The organism is Nitrospira sp. (assembly GCA_016788885.1).
Lineage (GTDB): Bacteria > Nitrospirota > Nitrospiria > Nitrospirales > Nitrospiraceae > Nitrospira_A.
Map to the genome: position 1 here is coordinate 69,576 of JAEURX010000013.1, position 16,688 is coordinate 86,263.

A 16,688-nucleotide genomic window follows, 5' to 3' on the forward strand; every position below is an offset into this window, starting at 1 on the left:
CTCGACAGATCCTGTCCGGCCTTGTTACCCTTTAATTCATGACACGTCGAACCGCACCCTCTCGTCGCGCTCGCGTCCCGGAATCGATCTCGATGCCGAGCCTCACCGCTGTGCAGGCATCGGCGTTGGAAATTTACGACACGACGTTACGAGACGGCGCCCAGGCCGAAGACGTGAGTTTTTCCGTGGAGGATAAGCTTCGGGTGGCGCAGCAGCTCGACGCGCTCGGGGTGCACTTCATCGAGGGTGGGTGGCCAGGGGCGAATCCTAAGGACATTGAGTTTTTCCGGCAGATCAAAACCATTCCGTTTCGGAATGCGACCGTCGTTGCGTTCGGCTCGACGAGGAAAGCCAGCAACCCGGTTCGTAAAGACAAAAATCTTCAGGCGCTGCTGGATTCGGGCACGCCGACCATCACCCTGTTCGGCAAGAGTTGGTCGTTTCAGGTGACGGATGCGTTGGGAATCGCCCTTGCCAAGAATCTAGAACTCATCGAAGACTCTATTCATTATTTGCGATCCAAGAATCGGCGGGTGTTTTATGACGCCGAACATTTTTTCGACGGCTATAAGGCGAATCCTGATTATGCACTGCAAACCATCCGTCGAGCGATTGCCGGCGGAGCCGAGCGTGTGATCTTGTGCGATACGAACGGCGGGACCATGCCGTGGGAGATTCGCGAGATTTGCCGGGTGGTCAAGCAGGAATGTCCCGTGCCGTTAGGCATCCATGCGCACAATGACAGTGAAATGGCCGTTGCCAACTCGCTGGTAGCCGTGGAGTCGGGTATTTTGCAGGTGCAGGGCACGATCAATGGCATTGGTGAACGGTGTGGGAATGCGAATTTGTGCTCGATCATTCCGAACCTGCAATTAAAAATGCAACGGCCGGCGCTTGGAGACAACCTGGCCCACTTGAAGGACGTGTCAGGTTTCGTCACGGAGATCGCCAACCTCATGCCGAACAAACGGCAGCCCTACGTCGGGGATGCGGCGTTTGCGCACAAGGGGGGCGTGCATATTCATGCGGTCCTCAAGAACGCGGCGACGTACGAACATATTGATCCAGCCGTCGTCGGCAACCGTCGGCGGATTCTCGTCTCAGACTATGCAGGCCGGAGCGGGCTCTTGGAAAAAGTCGAGGCCTATGGCATTTCGTTGACCAAGAACCATGCGAAGTTACAAGAGTTGGTGGAGACGCTCAAAGAGCGGGAAAGCCAGGGCTATCAATTCGAAGGTGCCGAGGGGTCTTTCGAATTGTTGATGCGCAACGCGATGGGCAGTCATCGTCCGTCGTTCAAATTACTGGGTTTTCGTGTGATTGTTGAAAAGAAGCAAGAGCACGGGCTCCTGTTGTCGGAAGCGACGGTCATGGTGCAGGTCGGCGATGTGGTCGAGCATACGGCGGCTGTAGGCGCTGGCCCGGTGAATGCGCTCGACCATGCGCTCCGCAAAGCCTTGGAAAAGTTCTATCCGCAGCTCCGCGAAGTGAAATTGCTCGACTATAAAGTGCGGGTGTTGTCGGCTGAGAAGGGCACGGAATCGAAGGTGCGCGTGTTGATCGAGTCTGGAGATCACAAGGATAAATGGGGCACAGTCGGGGTGTCGGAAAACATCATGGAAGCGAGCTGGCAGGCGCTGGCAGACAGCATCGAGTATAAATTGTTGCTCGCCGACCGGTAGTGCTATTTTCCCTCCAGTGGGCACACATAATCCTTGACAGGCCAGATAACCTCACGTAACTTATGGGGAAATTCTTTGTCTTGGACGCTCGACACCAAGAAGCACTTCCTAAGGAACGACGCTAGTGGACGGCGGGGGGAAAGGCATGAGAAAGGCGGATATCGCGAACGAAATCTTCAAGCAGGTTGGGGTGTCTAAAAACGATGCAGCCGATATCGTCGAACTCGTGCTCAATCTGCTGAAGGGGGTGCTCCAAAAAGGTGATGCGGTCAAGATTGCGGGATTCGGAAATTTTGTCGTTCGAAGCAAAGGGGCCCGGAAGGGACGCAATCCTCGAACCGGTGAAGAAATCGGGATTACTCCCCGTCGAGTGGTCACGTTTCGTCCCAGTCAGGTCTTTAAAAAGTACGTAAATTCCTAATCGTCACCTTGCCACGAGCACACGCATGAGGACCGGTCATGGGGAATGAGCCCAGACTGGGAAGTAAGGTTTTCTATAAAATCGGCGAAGTCAGCAAGCTTTCCAAGTTGCCGGCGTATGTCTTACGGTTTTGGGAGTCGGAGTTCAGCTTCCTGAAGCCGAAGAAGAGCCGTGGCAATCAGCGGTTGTATGTGCAGCGGGATGTGGATACCGTGCTGGAGATTAAGCGGATGCTCTATGATGAGGGGCACACGCTGGCTGGTGTGAAGCGGTACTGGGCTCGGCGAGGACGGGCAACGGTCAAGAAAAGTGGGTCGCGGAAAGAGCTGGCCCAGCGTGTTCGTGGCGATCTCCAGGCGATTATTCGGTTGATCGATTCGCATTAAGCGTGAACCGTTCCAGTGCTGTGGGCGGCTGCGTCCCACTGTGTAGGTTACATCCATGTCGTTTGTGTCGGGGCGTAGCGCAGCCCGGTAGCGCACTCGCTTGGGGTGCGAGGGGTCGTGGGTTCAAATCCCGCCGCCCCGACCATCGGCATGATGTTCTCCATCACGCAGTGTTCTGAGGAACGTTGAGTATTGCCACTGACCATGTGCGTGCACGCGTGAGTGTTCTCCCCTTTCCTGTGGCTCCCCTCAATCTGATCGTTTTGACTCTCCCCTTTCATCACGGGTTCGACACATAAGGAGCAGGCGTGGCGCGTGTACGGATCCTTGTAACCAACGACGACGGCATTGCGTCTCCTGGGATTCATGCGGTGGCGACCGCACTCGGTGCGTTGGGGGAGGTGTGGATCGTCGCACCGGATCGAGAGCGGACTGCTGTCGGGCATGCAGTGACGTTGCACAAACCGCTTCGCATCACCAAAATGGCTCCCCGGGTCTTCATGGTTAATGGGACCCCGGTGGATTGTGTCAATCTTGCCCTGCTCAAGGTCATGCCCCATCAGCCTGCGCTCATCGTGTCGGGTATCAATCGCGGCGTGAATCTCGGCGATGATGTGATGTATTCCGGCACGGTGTCGGGTGCCTTGGAAGGGACGATGTTCGGCATCCCGTCGGTGGCCGTCTCACAGGAGGGCGAGGACACGTTTCGTTTCGAGGTCGGGGCCCGGTATGCGACTCGGGTGGCGTCGGAAGTGCTGGTTCACGGACTACCGCCGGAAACGATCTTGAATGTGAATATCCCGGACGTCCCCTTGCGGGGGATCAAGGGCGTGAAGGTGACCTGTCTCAGTCGGCGCCGCTTCAATAATCCCATCGTGGAGAAGGTCGATCCGAGAGGGCGGAAGTATTATTGGATCGCCGGGACACGGCAATCGTGGAGTCGGCAACAGGATGCCGATCACGAAGCCTTGGCGCGCCATATGGTTTCGGTCACGCCGATCCGCCTCGATACGACCCATCACACCATGCTGGCGCACTTCAAAACCTGGGAAGGGACGCTCTCGCGCCCGTTGGTAGCACGGACACAGGTGCGCCGGCGTTCGTCAAGGAGGCCTCAGTCATGAGCGGCCTGATCGAATGGTTGATCGAAGTGCTGGGCCGATTCGTCATTGCGACGATTTCGACGTTTGGGTACACCGGCATCGTGATTACGATGGCCATCGAAAGTGCCTGCATCCCCTTGCCGAGTGAAATCATTATGCCCTTCTCCGGCTATCTGGTCTCCACCGGGCAATTTTCGTTGGTGGGAGTGACGTTAGCCGGCGCGATTGGGAATGTCCTGGGGTCGTTGGTCGCCTATTATGTGGGAGTCTGGGGTGGCCGTCCGTTTGTCGAGCGGTATGGCCGGTATGTGCTCATCTCCCAGCATGATGTGGATCTGGCCGACCGCTGGTTTGCCAAGCATGGCGAAGCGGCGGTCTTGATCGGCCGCCTCTTGCCTGTCGTGCGAACGTTCATTTCTCTGCCAGCGGGAATTGCGCGGATGGACATCAAGAAGTTCGTGCTCTATTCATTTGTCGGAGCCGTTCCGTTCTGCTACGCGCTCGCCTATGTGGGGTTGAAGATGGGGGAGCACTGGAATGAGTTGCACCAGTATTTCCATCACGCGGATCTGGTCATCGGATTGTTTCTCGCCATCGGCCTCGGCTATTTTCTCTGGTCACACTGGCCGAAGCGTCGCGCGTCTGTGGGGTAATGACCGATTATGCTGCGTGTCTACAATACGCTGACTGGTCACAAAGACCCGTTTGAACCGATGGTGCCCGGCATGGTCCGCATGTATGTGTGCGGAGTCACCGTGTATGACTATTGTCACATCGGCCATGCTCGCAGTGCCTTGGTGTTTGATGTGTTGCGGCGGCACCTGGAATACTCCGGCTTGATCGTAGAGTTTGCGAAGAACTTTACGGATGTCGATGACAAAATCATCAAACGCGCCAACGAGCAAGGGGTGAGTTGCGAGCACATCACTACGACATTCATCAAGGCGTATTACGACGACATGGACAAGCTCGGGGTTCGACGGGCTACGCTTGAGCCGAGGGCAACGGAGCACATCGCCGATATTGTCGCCCTGGTCGATGCCTTGATGGCCAAGGGGATGGCCTACCGCGTCGAAAGGGATGTCTATTTTCAAGTGGATCGGTATCCGGTGTATGGTCGCCTCTCCAAGCGAAAGATGGATGATTTGCAGGCGGGCGCACGCGTGGATGTGGATGAGCGCAAACGTCACCCCATGGATTTTGCGCTGTGGAAAGGCAGTAAGCCTGGTGAGCCGTCATGGGACAGTCCATGGGGGCCTGGTCGTCCAGGCTGGCATATCGAATGCTCGGCGATGGCGATGCGGCATCTTGGAGAAACCTTCGATATTCACGGCGGCGGGATGGATCTGATCTTCCCGCATCACGAGAACGAGATTGCACAGTCGTGCGGCGCGACCGGCAAAGAATTCGCGCGGTATTGGGTGCACAACGGTTTTGTCCAGATCAACCACGAGAAGATGTCCAAGTCCCTGGGCAATTTCTTTACGATCCGCGAAATTTTTGAAAAGTCTGAATGGCCTGACGCGGTGACGGGCGAGATGTTGCGATACTTCCTGCTCTCCACGCACTATCGCAGCCCATTGGATTTTTCCGATCAAGCCCTGGCGGAAGCGAAGAATGCGCTCAACGGATTTTATGACCTCTTCGACCGGCTCAAGGAGACGGCTCCTGTGCACGGGACTGCGGATGTCCCCTTGCGCGACGCAACGGTGCGGATGCGGCAGGCCTTTGTTGACGCCATGGATGACGACCTGAACACTCCCAACGCCATCGCAGCCCTGCAAAAGCTACGCGGGGAAACCAACAAAGCGCTCGAGGCCGGATTGTCTGGCGACACACGTCGCGTCGTGCGAGAAGAGTTTCGGACATTGGGGGCGGTGCTTGGGCTGCTGCAATCGGACGACTGGCAATTTAAGAGCCAGGCCAAACAGCCCGCCTCAGGGACATCTGTCGGTGAGAAGTCTGGCTTGTCGGATGAGGAGATTGCTGCGAAGATCGCCGCACGACTCGCCGCGAAACAATCGAAACACTACAAGCTTGCCGACCAGCTCAGAGCCGAGCTGGCTTCCCATGGCATTACGATCGAGGATCGGCCAGATGGCACCAGCCGCTGGAAGCGATAATTCTTCCGAACTCATTTATGGACTGCATGCCGTTCGCGAAGCCCTCCGCGCCGGCGCACGCCCTCTTCAGCGATTGTTGGTGCTGGGAACCGATCGACAGTTTGGTGACATTGTGCGCTTGGCCAGGGAGCAACGCGTGCCTGTGTATGTCGAGCCACGCGTCGCGTTAGATCGCCTTGTCCCTGGTGGCCGCCATCAGGGCGTCGTCGGGTTGGTGGCTGCGAAGGCCTATGCGGAACCCGAAGATATTCTCTCGGCGGCTCGGGCGGCAGGCCATACTCCGTTGCTGGTGGTGTTGGATGGCGTGGAGGATCCCCATAACCTCGGGGCGGTTCTCCGAACAGCTGAAGCCACAGGGGTCCAAGGCGTATTTATTCCAGAACGTCGTGCGGTGGGGTTGACCAGTGTGGTGGCGAAGGCTTCCGCGGGTGCGGTCGACTATATACCGGTCGGGCGTGTTGCCAACGTTTCGCGATGGATTGAACGTCTCCAGCGCGAGGGAGTTTGGGTGTATGCGTTTGACGCCGAGGCGCCTAAATCGTATACACAGCTGGATCTTCGAGGGCCAATGGCACTCGTCTTCGGCGGAGAGGGGAAGGGTGTGCGCCCCGGTGTTCGAGCGGCTTGCGACGACGTGGCACATATCCCCATGCTGGGGAAAGTCAGTTCGCTGAACGTTTCGGCTTCGGCGGCCATCGTCCTGTATGAAGCGTTGCGACAGCGTCGTGAAGGCGTCAGTGGAAAGGCGTGAAGCGGCGGATTACCGGAGCTTCAACATTTTTCCTTGGATCGCAGCCTTGAGCAGTTGGGCGGTGTTGGAGACCCGGATCTTCTTCATCATATTGGCCCGATGGGCCTCAACCGTCTTAACGCTGATTTTGAGGCGTTGCGCGATTTCCTTGTTCTTAAATCCAGTCCAGATCAGCTCAAGAATTTCCTGCTCCCGCGTGGTCAGCGCTTCCGGGCGACGTTTGCGAGGGAGAATGATTGGTTCGGCGACTGCAGTTTTGGTTCGACTTTTGGTAGTCCTGGCGGCTGTCGGCATGTACATCTAGCTCCACTTCGAGTAAAGGCAATTCACAGAGTGAGGCCCGCGACCTCCCGTGCCCACATCGATGCCGGATTATACGCAGCGCTTCTGGCGTTTGTAAATGGAAAGCGCCGGCTGCCAGGCTCAATGTTTCTGGTATGCTTATATTAGGTCATGATACGTATAATTGTCTGCCAGGGTGCGGGCTGAACTGCTGTTGGCCGCTGTGAGCGTGCTCATGCTGTCCTATGTGATCGTGTTCCTATTCGGTGCCGTCATCGGCAGCTTTCTGAACGTCTGCATCTATCGATTGCCGCGCGAAAAATCAGTCGCATGGCCGGCCTCTCACTGCCCAGCCTGCCGGCAGCCGATCGCGGTCTACGACAATATTCCGATTCTGAGTTATCTGATCTTGCGGGGACGATGCCGCAGATGCCACACCCTCATCTCAATCCAGTATCCGTTGGTGGAGGCGGCGAATGCAATCGGGTATGTGGCGGTCTTTTGGCTGTTTGGATTTACCGGGGTAGCCTGTGTATATGCTGGACTGCTCTCTGCCTTGATCGTCATTACGGGCACTGATCTGTCGCACACGATGATTCCCGATGCGGTGACGATACCGGGCATAGTCATCGGCCTGGTCTGTGCCGTTGTGATCCTGCCCATCGGCGTGATGGACTCCCTGCTTGGTGTCGCCCTGGGCGGAGGGCTCCTCTGGATCTTGGCTTGGGCCAGTCCTTATGTCTTTGGAAAAGAAGGCATGGGGGGAGGAGATATCAAGCTGATGGCCATGGTCGGCGCATTCATCGGATGGCAGCCGGTGTTGTTGGCCATTATGATCGGATCGTTTCTTGGCTCCGTTGTCGGTGTTGGGCTGATCGCCGTCGGAATCATGCGCCGTGATCAATATATCCCCTTCGGTCCCTTCCTCGCCGCCGGCTCATTGCTCGCGCTGCTGTTTCATCAGCCGCTGCTTGACTGGTATTGGTCCTTGATCGCCATTCCTCAGTAAGGCCAGCAAACTGGCTGTCAGTGCCATGTTCCAGGCATTTGTGACGCTGCTGTTCTGTATCCGAACAGATGTGGGACTGTATCTGATTTGGGACAGTTCACAATTGTACCTACCCGCCAGCCGCCGTGTAGTTTGGTGTTGACGATCCCCTTCGACTGAGTCGTTTCTGGAAATCCTGACATATTTCCGTGTGGTTTTGAGCGTAAGCCCCTGCCGACTGTCCCTCGTGGGAGGCGTGAGGCCACAACGGCATGGAAATTGGAATCGCTCTACGCGCTCGACGAAAGGAGTGGGTATGCGTGAACGTGGTGTGAGCCTTGTGGAGTTGTGTGTCGTGCTGTCGGTCGTGGCTGTTGTGATGGGGCTTAGTGTGCCGGGGTGGGCGGCGTTGGTGGCAAAACATCGGCAACGTGCGACGATTGCGGAAATTGCGTCTGAATTGCGCATGGCCAGGCAGTTGGCGATGGCGCGGCACGAGCGTGTTCGAGTGGTGGTGAATGCCGAGCAGTCCGAATTGCGCACGGAATGCATGGACTGTGAACGGAGCGCACTGCGTCGTTATGAGTTCGGGCGAACAGGCACGGTGGTCGACTCGATGAGTACGCAGCCTGAAATTGTCTTTCAGCCCAGTGGTCGTTCGGCAACAGCGACGACCATGGTGTTGGTCGATTCTCGGCGAGCGAGGCATCAAGTGACGGTGAGTCTCACGGGACGGGTGGTCGTGTCATGAACGACGTGACTGTCGGGACGACGAGGGCGCGAGCGTTGGTGACGCAAGCGGACGGATTTACGCTGATCGAGAGTATGGTGGCGCTGGTGGTGCTCTCCATCGGGGTTATCGGGACGATCGCGATGTGCGAGTGGGCGCAACAGGGTCTTCAGCGTGGGGCGTTGACGACGACGGCGTTAGCCTTGGCGGAATCGAGGGTGGAGGAGAAGCGTAGCCTGCCGTGGGAACAGTTGCTCACAGATGATCTCGATCAAGACGGCAGGGCGGAGTCGGTCATGCGTGATGACGGGTCGCAGGAAGACACAGTGAATGGAGACGGGATTTTTACCGGAAGTATGACGCGCTCGAATATTCGGCTGGTGTGGACGGTGGAGTTCAATCGTGGCACGCAACCTGGCACCGCGAGTCTGGCGACGATCGAAGCACGTGCGCTCTTTCGGACGTTGAGCGGGCATGACCGGGAAGTGCGGGTTCGTACGATTCGCGCCAATCCTCGCTATGTCGGTCTGTCGGGGCTCTCATGAGGGATTCTACGATGGCACGGCCGAGCGTATCCGTGCGTGGGGCCGTGAATCCGAGGCTCGGCTCGACCGGGGGAAGTCTGATCGAACTGCTGATTGCTTTGGCGATCAGCAGTGTCGCGATCTCTGCGGCGATTCAGGCCTTCTCGGTCTATGGTCTTCGATTGAGTTCGCAACATGGCACGATGATCACAAATCAGGAGCTGCGGCTCGGGATGGACGTGTTGTGTAGTGAGCTGCGCCTGGCGGCGAGCGGGCTGTTGGGTGGCGAGGCCCCGTTTCTCAAAGCCGACGTCGAAGAAGCCGAGTTCTTTGCCAACCTGAGCAGTTCCGCGACCATCCTGACCCAGAATGCAGACCCCGGTCGGCAGGATGTGGTGGTAGAAGATGGGACGGATTGGCCACGGGGAAAGCAGGTCGTGATGTGTTCAGCGGCGCACTGTGCCTGGAATCAATTGGCGGCTGACGGTCGGAAGCACACGCTGACGCTGGCAACGCCTCCTGCGGAACAGTTCCAGGCTCGGAGTGCGGTGTTCCTACTGAATCGCGTGCGCTATTACCTCAAGCCCCAAGGGGATGGAACGGGCCGGTTGATGCGTGAAGTGGATGGCGGAGTGAGTACGCTGTTGAGCGACGTCCGTGGCTTTCAGCTGCGGTATTTCGATAGGCGTGGACGTGAGACGGAAGATGCGCGGGAGGTGGTGCGGGTACATGTGACCATCGAGATGGGAATGCAAAGATTGACGCTCTCGAGGGATATCGCGATTCGGACATAATTAGGAAGAGAGAAGAGGAAGATGAACACGAGGAACGCGCGGCGCAGTATGGGCATGCGACAGGATGAACGGGGTATCGCATTATTGGCGGTGCTGATGGTGGTGTTTTTGCTGACGTTGTTGGGGATGACTTCCATGCATCTAGCAGGGCAGGAGCTTGTCGGTGCAAGTGTCCTGCAGGAGGAGCGTCTTGCTCATCACGCCGCGGAATCGGCCGTTGATGTCGTGATGGGCTGGTTCCACGATCCTTCGCTTGTGCCACAGGAGGTCGGCACACGATGGTTCACGAAGCGATTCGTCAACGCGCAGGGCGATCCTTCCTATTTTGATGCGCAGGGGCGTGCGCAATTTGTGGGAACGGAGGCACAGCCCGACATGCTCTTCGATGCAGCCAATCCTCAACACGACCGGATACTGAACGATCCTCAAACAGGATGGTTCAAGTCTCTCAAGGGGCTGGCGAAGATTCTCAAGCTGCGAGTGTACGGAGCGACACGCCCCGGTTTGCTTTGTACGGTTGAGGTGACCGCCGGGGCTGGCCAGGCTTCCCGGGTGACGAAGACGGTGTCCGTAGAGTTCGGCGCCTATGCGGTACCGGCCCTGCATGCCGCTTTGCAGAGCGGTGCAGTTGGTCATCAGCCTGTCGAACCGAACCCCGGAGTTGTGTCTGCCCACTGGGGGGAGGTGATCGTTCGTGGATCGGCTCATTTTCCAAAACCAAGCGAGATGCCGGTGCAAAGCGCTCTCGCGCCGGTGACGGGGCAGGCCTATGACGAGATGGGGCCACGTGCTGATCGCTGGCTCACGATCAGGATCGGGGGAGAAGCGTTTTTTGCCACCCTTCCTCTCGAAGCATGGCCTGATGTCCCGCTGAATATCCACGCGCATCAAGAACCCATTCCCGGTGTGAAGGTGGATCAGTGGGACTATGCATCGTTAAAGCGAGTGGCCATGCAGTTTGGCCAAGTGTATGGGATCGATCGGGAGGGCCTGTTGTATCCGGGTGGTGTGGTTCAACCTGGATTGGGACGACCTGCATCGGAGGTGTTCGCTTCACGGGGACCGGGAGACCATCGGGGCCTCGTATTTGTAGACACGCTGGATGGGATGCCGCCCCGTCTCGATAACCTGGGCTCGATTGTGCTTGATCAGGACTATGCCGAGGGCATTTTTATTGTGAATGCTCATGTGTTTTGGAAGGCGAGTTCGACGGGAAAAACCGTTCCAGCTTTGAGTCCTCCGCCGGATGGCCAGCAGTCATTCGGAGCAAGAATTCCGGTGCAATTGTCAGGCATTCATCTCCAGGGTGTGCTGTATGCGGCAGGTGACGTGCGGTATGCGGGACACGTGAAGGTGTACGGCGGAGTGGTAGCAGAGGGTGCGATTGTGGATGGAGCCAATGGGTTAGGCGCCTTGGAGGTCTGGTACAACCACGATCTTCGTGAGGGGTTGGTGCAGGGGCTGCCACTGGTATTCGTCGCGCCTGGCAGCTGGCAGCCCAAAGCATAACAACCTGCGGGCGCCCAAGTTCTTGTCAGGGGGGCGTCTCCGACAATCATGAGGAAGGAACTACTGCGATGATCCGCTCAACTGTGTGTGCACTGCCGTGCGGTGACATGAATCAAGGGGCCACATCTACACAGGGGACGCGCCGCCTTGGCCGGTATGACCAGCTCGTCCGACAGGGATTTCTTCGGCAAGAGGAACTGGCGGTCAGTGTGTCGGAAGCAGCTCGTAAACGGCTCGACGCGGCCACGTTTCTCATGGATCGGTATCGCATTCCCAAACCGGCCATCGGTGCTGCGCTGGCGGAATTCTATCGTTGCCCGTTTCTTGACGATGATGAGCGCATGGTCGTCGACCGGGATTTGTTGAAGAACCTGAGTTTCGATTATCTCCGCATGAATCATTGGATGCCGCTTCGACGCCAAGGCACGGGAGTCGAAGTGTTGATCGACGATCCTCACGATGCCGACAAAATCCTTGATGTGCGTCGGGCGTTTCCGGGACAGGCCATTTCTTACCGCGTGGGCTTGCGAGCGGACATTGAGCGTGTTCTCGGTACGGCGTCCGGGCGCGAAGTCGGCGATCCGATTACCGACATCCTCGGTGAACTGGTGAGCGAAGCGCAGTTGGAAGAGCAGCAGAATGCGACGATCGCAGCGATCACCGAAAACGATTCCGCCATCGTTCGGCTTGCGAATCAGATCATTGCGGAGGCGTATCGGCGCGGGGCATCCGATATCCATATCGAGCCCTATGCCGACCGCAAGGAAACGGCGGTGCGCTTTCGTGTCGACGGCACATGCTTCACCTATATGAAGATTCCGGCCGCGTATCGCCGGGCAATCGTATCCCGCGTGAAAATTATGGCCAGCCTGGATATTGCCGAGCGGAGAAAGCCTCAAGATGGGAAGATTCGATTCAAACTGACCACCGGGCAAGAGATTGAATTGCGAGTCGCGACACTGCCTACGGCAGGGTTTAACGAAGATGTGGTGATTAGGCTCCTGAGTGCCAACGGGCCTCGGCGTCTCGAAGAGCTCGAGTTCAGTGATGAGACCCGTCGATTGGTTGGCGCGTTGGCTGAGAAGCCGCACGGAATTGTGTTGTGCGCAGGGCCGACAGGCTCAGGGAAGACCACGACCTTGCATGCCATCCTGGCGTCCATCAATACGGACGAACGCAAGATTTGGACGGCGGAAGACCCGATCGAAATTACACAGGACGGATTACGGCAGGTGCAGGTGCATCCCAAGATCGGCCTGACGTTTGCCACTACCATGCGGGCGTTTTTGCGGGCGGATCCGGATGTGATTATGATTGGAGAAATGCGGGACAAGGAAACGGCGGATATTGCCATTGAAGCGTCCCTGACGGGGCATCTGGTCTTCAGCACCATTCATACGAATAGCGCAGTGGAAACGGTCGTGCGATTGCTCGATTTGGGCTGTGATCCGTTCAATTTTTCTGATGCCATGCTGGGTGTGTTGGCCATGCGGTTGTGCAAACGCATCTGTCCTCATTGCCGTGAAGCGTACGAGCCGACCCGCGACGAATATGAGGAGTTGGTTCACGCGTTCGGAGTCGAAGAGTGGGAGCGCAGCCACCCTGCATGTCAGACGACGCCCACCTTGTATCGTGGGCGTGGATGTGAGGCATGCAATCAAAGCGGCTATCGCGGCCGGGTGCCCATCCATGAACTCATGGTGGTCTCTGATCGCATGAAGACGCTCATTCAGACACGAACGCGCACCGGCGAATTGTTAGCCCTGGCGAAGCGTGAAGGCATGAAGACTTTGCTTCAGGATGGGATCGAAAAAGTCCTGCAGGGACTCACGACCTATAAGCAGGTTCGAGCGGTTGCCATCAAATAGCCCATTCCCATCCTGTGCAACGACACGTTGTTTTCCGTTAAAGGTTGTTCCTTTTCAGGAATCGTCAAGATGTAATCCGACCACGCTGAACTGGGCTACAGGTTGTCGGGGAAGCCCCCGCTGCTCAACCTGCACGTTTTCTCCAGATGGGCTCGTGAGCACCCGTGTCACTTCGATTTCTGGCCAGTCTCCACGAACAAGATCGCAAACGTCTCGACAAAAATTGTCATCTACTGGACCTCGGAGCGCTCGGAATTGTACGCCTGGCTCCGAGAGCGGGACAGATAAATCAAAGAGTTATGTGATGTGGAGGGTGTGTCGCAATCGGCATAGCACTTGCTCATCTGCCTGTCGCTATGTGTAGCCGCCGCTACCAGTCAAGAACTGTCGTTGCCTGCTCGCAGGCGGGCTTTACCCTGATCGAAGTGATGATCGCGGTCGCGATCGTAGGCATCCTGGCCATGGTTGCCGTGCCGAACTATCTCCAATGGAATGCGCGCTATCAGCTGAAGCAAGGCACGACAGAATTGGCGGGCAGTCTGAATCTTGCCCGTATGGCAGCGATGAACCGCAATCTTGCGGTGACGGTGACGCTCACGCTCGTATCCGGAAGAGTGAATGTGGATTTCGGGGGCGCGCTCGCGCCCATCCTCCTGCCTCAGGCGATTGTTGGATTTACCGGCGGTCCGACGGTGCAATTCACGAGGCAAGGGCTGAGCGGGTCAGCGGCGAACGTGCCCCTCACCTTAGTCTCACAGCAGGGAACAGTGTACTCCCTAGTTATCACACCGGCAGGCAAAGTGAATTGGTGTGCGCACGCGACCTGTCCCTAGAGGCTGACTAACGCGCATGGAAACAGACAAACAACAATTCGCTTCCGCAGCGTGTCTCCAACGAGGATTTACTTTGTTGGAAGCCATGGTTGCGGCAGGAGTGCTCTCCGTCGGGCTGTTGGGTTTGGCGGGATTGTCGGGGATGTCGTTGGGGAAAAATGTCGATGCGAACGACATGTCCCGCGTGACAAACCTCGCGGCGGATATGGCAGAGCGCATTCAGAGCAACCGGCAGCGTGTGCTCGATTACAACGGGACGGCGACGAATGCAGCCTGTACACAGAGCGTCAGTACACAACGTATGGCCTGGGGCGACTGTGTGCAATGGTCCACGTTGGTAGCGAACTCGGGCCTGTTGACGGCCGTTGGCACAGTGGCCGTAACGCGGCTTGATCCGGATCCTGTTGCGAACCCTGTCACGATGAATCGATTTTTGGTCACGATCACGATGAACTGGCAAACCAGACGGAATGATGTGAGTACCGTTCGCAACAAGACGGCTTTGTTCACCACGATCGTTGCGCCTGAATAAAGAGAGTCTGGGGGCAAGACTATGCGCCGACTACGAGAAAACCAGCAGGGCTTCACGCTCGTGGAGTTGATGGCGGCGGTGTTGATCACGGTGATCATCGTTGCGGCGATGATGACGACGGTCGTGACATCGAATCGTGCCAATGTCGTGAATAGTCAGGTAGCCGACACCCAGCAGAATGTGCGGCTAGCAATCGATCTGTTGAGTCGCGACATTAAGCTGGCGGGTTTCAATTACAACGCCACCGATCCAGCCACCACCGCGGTGGGGGCTTGTAATGCGACCATCGGCGCCGTGACTTGGCCGGTCGGCCTGCTTCCACAGGACCAATCGCCCAATGCCGCAGATACTGGCCCTGATGGTGTGTCGATGGTGCTCCCGGTGCTCAATGCCGGGTGGACCCTCACGGCGATAGCCGGTGGTACGGCCAATGCGTCCTCTTTGGACAATTCGATCACTCTTTCAGCGGCCGCGATCACCGAAATGAGCGCTCGGGGCCTGGCCGTCAATTCGACCATTTCGATCGGGGGCGCTCTAACAAAGACCGTCAAAAGCATCACTGCAACGACCATCGGTTTCGGCGCCGGGAATAACGTGACCGGACAGTTTCCCATCGGCACACCCGTATATTTGCTGCAATGCGTCCGTTACCAAATTATTGCCAACACGCCGGCGACCTGCGGGAGCGATGCCCCCTGTCTGGTTCGAGACAATGTACCGCTCGTCGATGGCGTGGAAGACCTGCAAGTCACGTATGCCTGCGACGGATGCAACCAGGTGGCGCCGAATCCCCAGGGTGCGGACGGAATCATCGACGATCAAGATGGCTCCTCATCTGGCGGCATTCCGACATTTTCGCAAGGGGACTTTGTCTCCAACGGATCTTGGGCGATTTCGCCCAGGACACCGGACAAGATCAGAATGGCGCAGGTGAGCCTCGTCGTCAGGCCGACGAAGGCGGACGACGGTCTTGATGAGAAGGGGACGAAAGCCGTCAACACGACGGGGCCGGTCATTGTCGGGGATCACGATCCCTCAGCAGACGCAGGCTATGACGCGCAGGTCTATCAGCACCAACGCAGGCGGGTGGTGATCCGTACGATCCAGCCAAGGAACCTGTAATGAGAAGAGTCGCAATGAACGTGCCGCAAGCATCCATGACACGAGACGTGAAAGACGAGATACGCATGACAGGACAGCAAGGCATCGCATTGCTGACAGTCATGCTGATGTTACTGATTCTGTCTATCCTCGGTATTGCCTCGATCACCGTCACGAGCATGGAAAACCGGATGGCCGGGTTTTTTCGCACGACCGAAGCCGTCGTGGCGGCAGCCGATTCCTGTGAAGGCCTCGGGGTGAACATTATTCAGCAAACGCTCTCCGGGCCAGGAATCCTTCCAACAGCATTCGTTGCGCCGACGGGACCTGTACCTTCCGCCAATGCCACCATTCTCTGGGATGAGATAAATGGCTTCGGGCCGCTTCCGTCACCCGCGCCACCGGGAACATTGGCTGAAAACTATGCGGACTCTGCGGCATCGGAACCTAATTTTGTCATGACCAACATTCCAGGATTTACGGTCAACGGCGACATTGATCGCCTCTATAGCCATCCCAAAGCCGCACAAGGCAGTGGGCAGATTTCAACGGAAAACGTCTATCGCATTACTTGCACCGCGACTAACGCGGCGACCGGATCGAGTAGTACGGTGATGTCAGTCTATGGGTGTTTAGTCGGCGACACCTGTGTGAAAAAAGTCAACTGAGGGGAGAGAGGTCATGATTCGCACGATTCTCCTTGGAATAGTCGGGCTGGTGATGCTGGTGCCAGTTGGATCGGATTCGGTCTATGCCGACACTGAGCAGAGCCAGGAGGCGATGCTGTTTTCGACGGTCGGGTTTCAGTCCGGTGTGATTAATGAGGTGCAGGGCTCAACGATTCGGATCGACGGGCGGACCTATGTGTTGAAGGCCACAGTGGTGGTCGTGACCCATAAGGGCCAGCCCTTGGAACTGGAGCGAATCATCCCGACCTCGCTCGTCAAATTTCATCTGAAAGAAGGCCACATCGACAAGATGATGGTCACCCTGCCGCAATAGCGCATGAAAGGTCTTGTCTCAACTCGTAGCCACACCATGGTGCTGTTGTCCTGTTTGAG

18 protein-coding genes, 1 tRNA gene and 1 pseudogene are annotated in these 16,688 nt (G+C 57.2%); 19 read left to right on the top strand and 1 reads right to left on the bottom strand.

The window, feature by feature from the left end:
• Positions 1 to 92: 92 nt before the first annotated feature.
• The 8 genes and pseudogenes from JNL86_03245 to rlmB all read left to right on the top strand — a co-directional run bounded on the left by JNL86_03245 (position 93) and on the right by rlmB (position 6,466).
• Positions 93 to 1,682, top strand: a complete 1,590-nt coding sequence (locus JNL86_03245; protein MBL8041917.1) for a citramalate synthase — start codon at positions 93 to 95, stop codon at positions 1,680 to 1,682.
• Positions 1,683 to 1,827: 145 nt separating this feature from the next.
• Positions 1,828 to 2,103, top strand: coding sequence for an integration host factor subunit alpha (locus JNL86_03250; protein MBL8041918.1), 276 nt, complete (start codon positions 1,828 to 1,830; stop codon positions 2,101 to 2,103).
• A 38-nt stretch (positions 2,104 to 2,141) separates the two neighbouring features.
• Positions 2,142 to 2,489, top strand: a complete 348-nt coding sequence (locus JNL86_03255) for a MerR family transcriptional regulator (protein MBL8041919.1) — start codon at positions 2,142 to 2,144, stop codon at positions 2,487 to 2,489.
• 68 nt (positions 2,490 to 2,557) lie between these two features.
• Positions 2,558 to 2,634: transfer RNA gene (locus JNL86_03260), tRNA-Pro, on the top strand.
• Positions 2,635 to 2,797: 163 nt separating this feature from the next.
• A complete protein-coding gene (surE, locus tag JNL86_03265) occupies positions 2,798 to 3,613 on the top strand; it encodes a 5'/3'-nucleotidase SurE (protein ID MBL8041920.1) in 816 nt (271 codons plus the stop codon).
• Positions 3,610 to 4,245: pseudogene (locus JNL86_03270) on the top strand (DedA family protein). The gene surE and the pseudogene JNL86_03270 overlap by 4 nt, the downstream one beginning before the upstream one ends.
• A gap of 9 nt (positions 4,246 to 4,254) precedes the next feature.
• Positions 4,255 to 5,715, top strand: coding sequence for a cysteine--tRNA ligase (locus JNL86_03275; GenBank protein ID MBL8041921.1), 1,461 nt, complete (start codon positions 4,255 to 4,257; stop codon positions 5,713 to 5,715).
• Entirely contained in the window at positions 5,690 to 6,466 is a 777-nt protein-coding gene (rlmB, locus tag JNL86_03280) for a 23S rRNA (guanosine(2251)-2'-O)-methyltransferase RlmB (GenBank protein MBL8041922.1), read from the top strand. Before JNL86_03275 ends, rlmB begins: the two co-directional genes overlap by 26 nt.
• Before the next feature lie 9 nt (positions 6,467 to 6,475).
• On the opposite strand, the gene JNL86_03285 is transcribed toward rlmB, so the two are convergent.
• The gene (locus JNL86_03285; GenBank protein MBL8041923.1) at positions 6,476 to 6,766 is read right to left on the bottom strand and encodes a response regulator transcription factor; all 291 of its coding nucleotides are present in this window, start codon (positions 6,764 to 6,766) and stop codon (positions 6,476 to 6,478) included.
• 166 nt (positions 6,767 to 6,932) lie between these two features.
• On the opposite strand from JNL86_03285, the gene JNL86_03290 reads away from it, so the two are divergent.
• The 11 genes from JNL86_03290 to JNL86_03340 all read left to right on the top strand — a co-directional run bounded on the left by JNL86_03290 (position 6,933) and on the right by JNL86_03340 (position 16,629).
• Positions 6,933 to 7,757, top strand: a complete 825-nt coding sequence (locus JNL86_03290; GenBank protein ID MBL8041924.1) for a prepilin peptidase — start codon at positions 6,933 to 6,935, stop codon at positions 7,755 to 7,757.
• A 295-nt stretch (positions 7,758 to 8,052) separates the two neighbouring features.
• Positions 8,053 to 8,487 carry a GspH/FimT family protein gene (locus JNL86_03295; GenBank protein ID MBL8041925.1) on the top strand — a complete coding sequence of 145 codons (435 nt, stop codon included), beginning with the start codon at positions 8,053 to 8,055 and terminating at the stop codon, positions 8,485 to 8,487.
• On the top strand, positions 8,484 to 9,011 hold the full coding sequence (locus JNL86_03300; protein ID MBL8041926.1) for a prepilin-type N-terminal cleavage/methylation domain-containing protein: 528 nt from the start codon (positions 8,484 to 8,486) through the stop codon (positions 9,009 to 9,011). The genes JNL86_03295 and JNL86_03300 overlap by 4 nt, the downstream gene beginning before the upstream one ends.
• Positions 9,012 to 9,022: 11 nt before the next feature.
• Positions 9,023 to 9,784 carry a hypothetical protein gene (locus tag JNL86_03305; protein MBL8041927.1) on the top strand — a complete coding sequence of 254 codons (762 nt, stop codon included), beginning with the start codon at positions 9,023 to 9,025 and terminating at the stop codon, positions 9,782 to 9,784.
• Positions 9,785 to 9,805: 21 nt separating this feature from the next.
• Positions 9,806 to 11,293, top strand: coding sequence for a hypothetical protein (locus tag JNL86_03310; GenBank protein ID MBL8041928.1), 1,488 nt, complete (start codon positions 9,806 to 9,808; stop codon positions 11,291 to 11,293).
• A 107-nt stretch (positions 11,294 to 11,400) separates the two neighbouring features.
• On the top strand, positions 11,401 to 13,161 hold the full coding sequence (locus tag JNL86_03315; protein MBL8041929.1) for a type II/IV secretion system protein: 1,761 nt from the start codon (positions 11,401 to 11,403) through the stop codon (positions 13,159 to 13,161).
• 428 nt (positions 13,162 to 13,589) lie between these two features.
• A complete protein-coding gene (locus tag JNL86_03320; GenBank protein ID MBL8041930.1) occupies positions 13,590 to 13,994 on the top strand; it encodes a hypothetical protein in 405 nt (134 codons plus the stop codon).
• 16 nt (positions 13,995 to 14,010) lie between these two features.
• Complete coding sequence (pilV, locus tag JNL86_03325; protein MBL8041931.1) at positions 14,011 to 14,526, top strand: type IV pilus modification protein PilV; 516 nt, start codon at positions 14,011 to 14,013, stop codon at positions 14,524 to 14,526.
• Positions 14,527 to 14,547: 21 nt separating this feature from the next.
• Entirely contained in the window at positions 14,548 to 15,648 is a 1,101-nt protein-coding gene (locus tag JNL86_03330; GenBank protein MBL8041932.1) for a prepilin-type N-terminal cleavage/methylation domain-containing protein, read from the top strand.
• Between the two features lie 65 nt (positions 15,649 to 15,713).
• Entirely contained in the window at positions 15,714 to 16,295 is a 582-nt protein-coding gene (locus tag JNL86_03335) for a hypothetical protein (protein MBL8041933.1), read from the top strand.
• A 13-nt stretch (positions 16,296 to 16,308) separates the two neighbouring features.
• Positions 16,309 to 16,629, top strand: coding sequence for a hypothetical protein (locus tag JNL86_03340; GenBank protein ID MBL8041934.1), 321 nt, complete (start codon positions 16,309 to 16,311; stop codon positions 16,627 to 16,629).
• Positions 16,630 to 16,688 lie beyond the last annotated feature (59 nt).

Excerpts from the sequence above, each read along its gene's own strand:
- JNL86_03305 (MBL8041927.1), top strand. The coding sequence starts at position 9,023 with ATGGCACGGCCGAGCGTATCCGTGCGTGGGGCCGTGAATCCGAGGCTC.
- JNL86_03295 (MBL8041925.1), top strand. The coding sequence starts at position 8,053 with ATGCGTGAACGTGGTGTGAGCCTTGTGGAGTTGTGTGTCGTGCTGTCG.
- rlmB (MBL8041922.1), top strand. The coding sequence starts at position 5,690 with ATGGCACCAGCCGCTGGAAGCGATAATTCTTCCGAACTCATTTATGGA.
- JNL86_03250 (MBL8041918.1), top strand. The coding sequence starts at position 1,828 with ATGAGAAAGGCGGATATCGCGAACGAAATCTTCAAGCAGGTTGGGGTG.
- JNL86_03255 (MBL8041919.1), top strand. The coding sequence starts at position 2,142 with ATGGGGAATGAGCCCAGACTGGGAAGTAAGGTTTTCTATAAAATCGGC.
- JNL86_03275 (MBL8041921.1), top strand. The coding sequence starts at position 4,255 with ATGCTGCGTGTCTACAATACGCTGACTGGTCACAAAGACCCGTTTGAA.
- pilV (MBL8041931.1), top strand. The coding sequence starts at position 14,011 with ATGGAAACAGACAAACAACAATTCGCTTCCGCAGCGTGTCTCCAACGA.
- JNL86_03245 (MBL8041917.1), top strand. The coding sequence starts at position 93 with ATGCCGAGCCTCACCGCTGTGCAGGCATCGGCGTTGGAAATTTACGAC.
- JNL86_03335 (MBL8041933.1), top strand. The coding sequence starts at position 15,714 with ATGACAGGACAGCAAGGCATCGCATTGCTGACAGTCATGCTGATGTTA.
- JNL86_03300 (MBL8041926.1), top strand. The coding sequence starts at position 8,484 with ATGAACGACGTGACTGTCGGGACGACGAGGGCGCGAGCGTTGGTGACG.
- JNL86_03330 (MBL8041932.1), top strand. The coding sequence starts at position 14,548 with ATGCGCCGACTACGAGAAAACCAGCAGGGCTTCACGCTCGTGGAGTTG.
- JNL86_03315 (MBL8041929.1), top strand. The coding sequence starts at position 11,401 with ATGAATCAAGGGGCCACATCTACACAGGGGACGCGCCGCCTTGGCCGG.
- JNL86_03310 (MBL8041928.1), top strand. The coding sequence starts at position 9,806 with ATGAACACGAGGAACGCGCGGCGCAGTATGGGCATGCGACAGGATGAA.
- JNL86_03320 (MBL8041930.1), top strand. The coding sequence starts at position 13,590 with ATGATCGCGGTCGCGATCGTAGGCATCCTGGCCATGGTTGCCGTGCCG.
- JNL86_03340 (MBL8041934.1), top strand. The coding sequence starts at position 16,309 with ATGATTCGCACGATTCTCCTTGGAATAGTCGGGCTGGTGATGCTGGTG.
- JNL86_03285 (MBL8041923.1), bottom strand. The coding sequence starts at position 6,766 with ATGTACATGCCGACAGCCGCCAGGACTACCAAAAGTCGAACCAAAACT.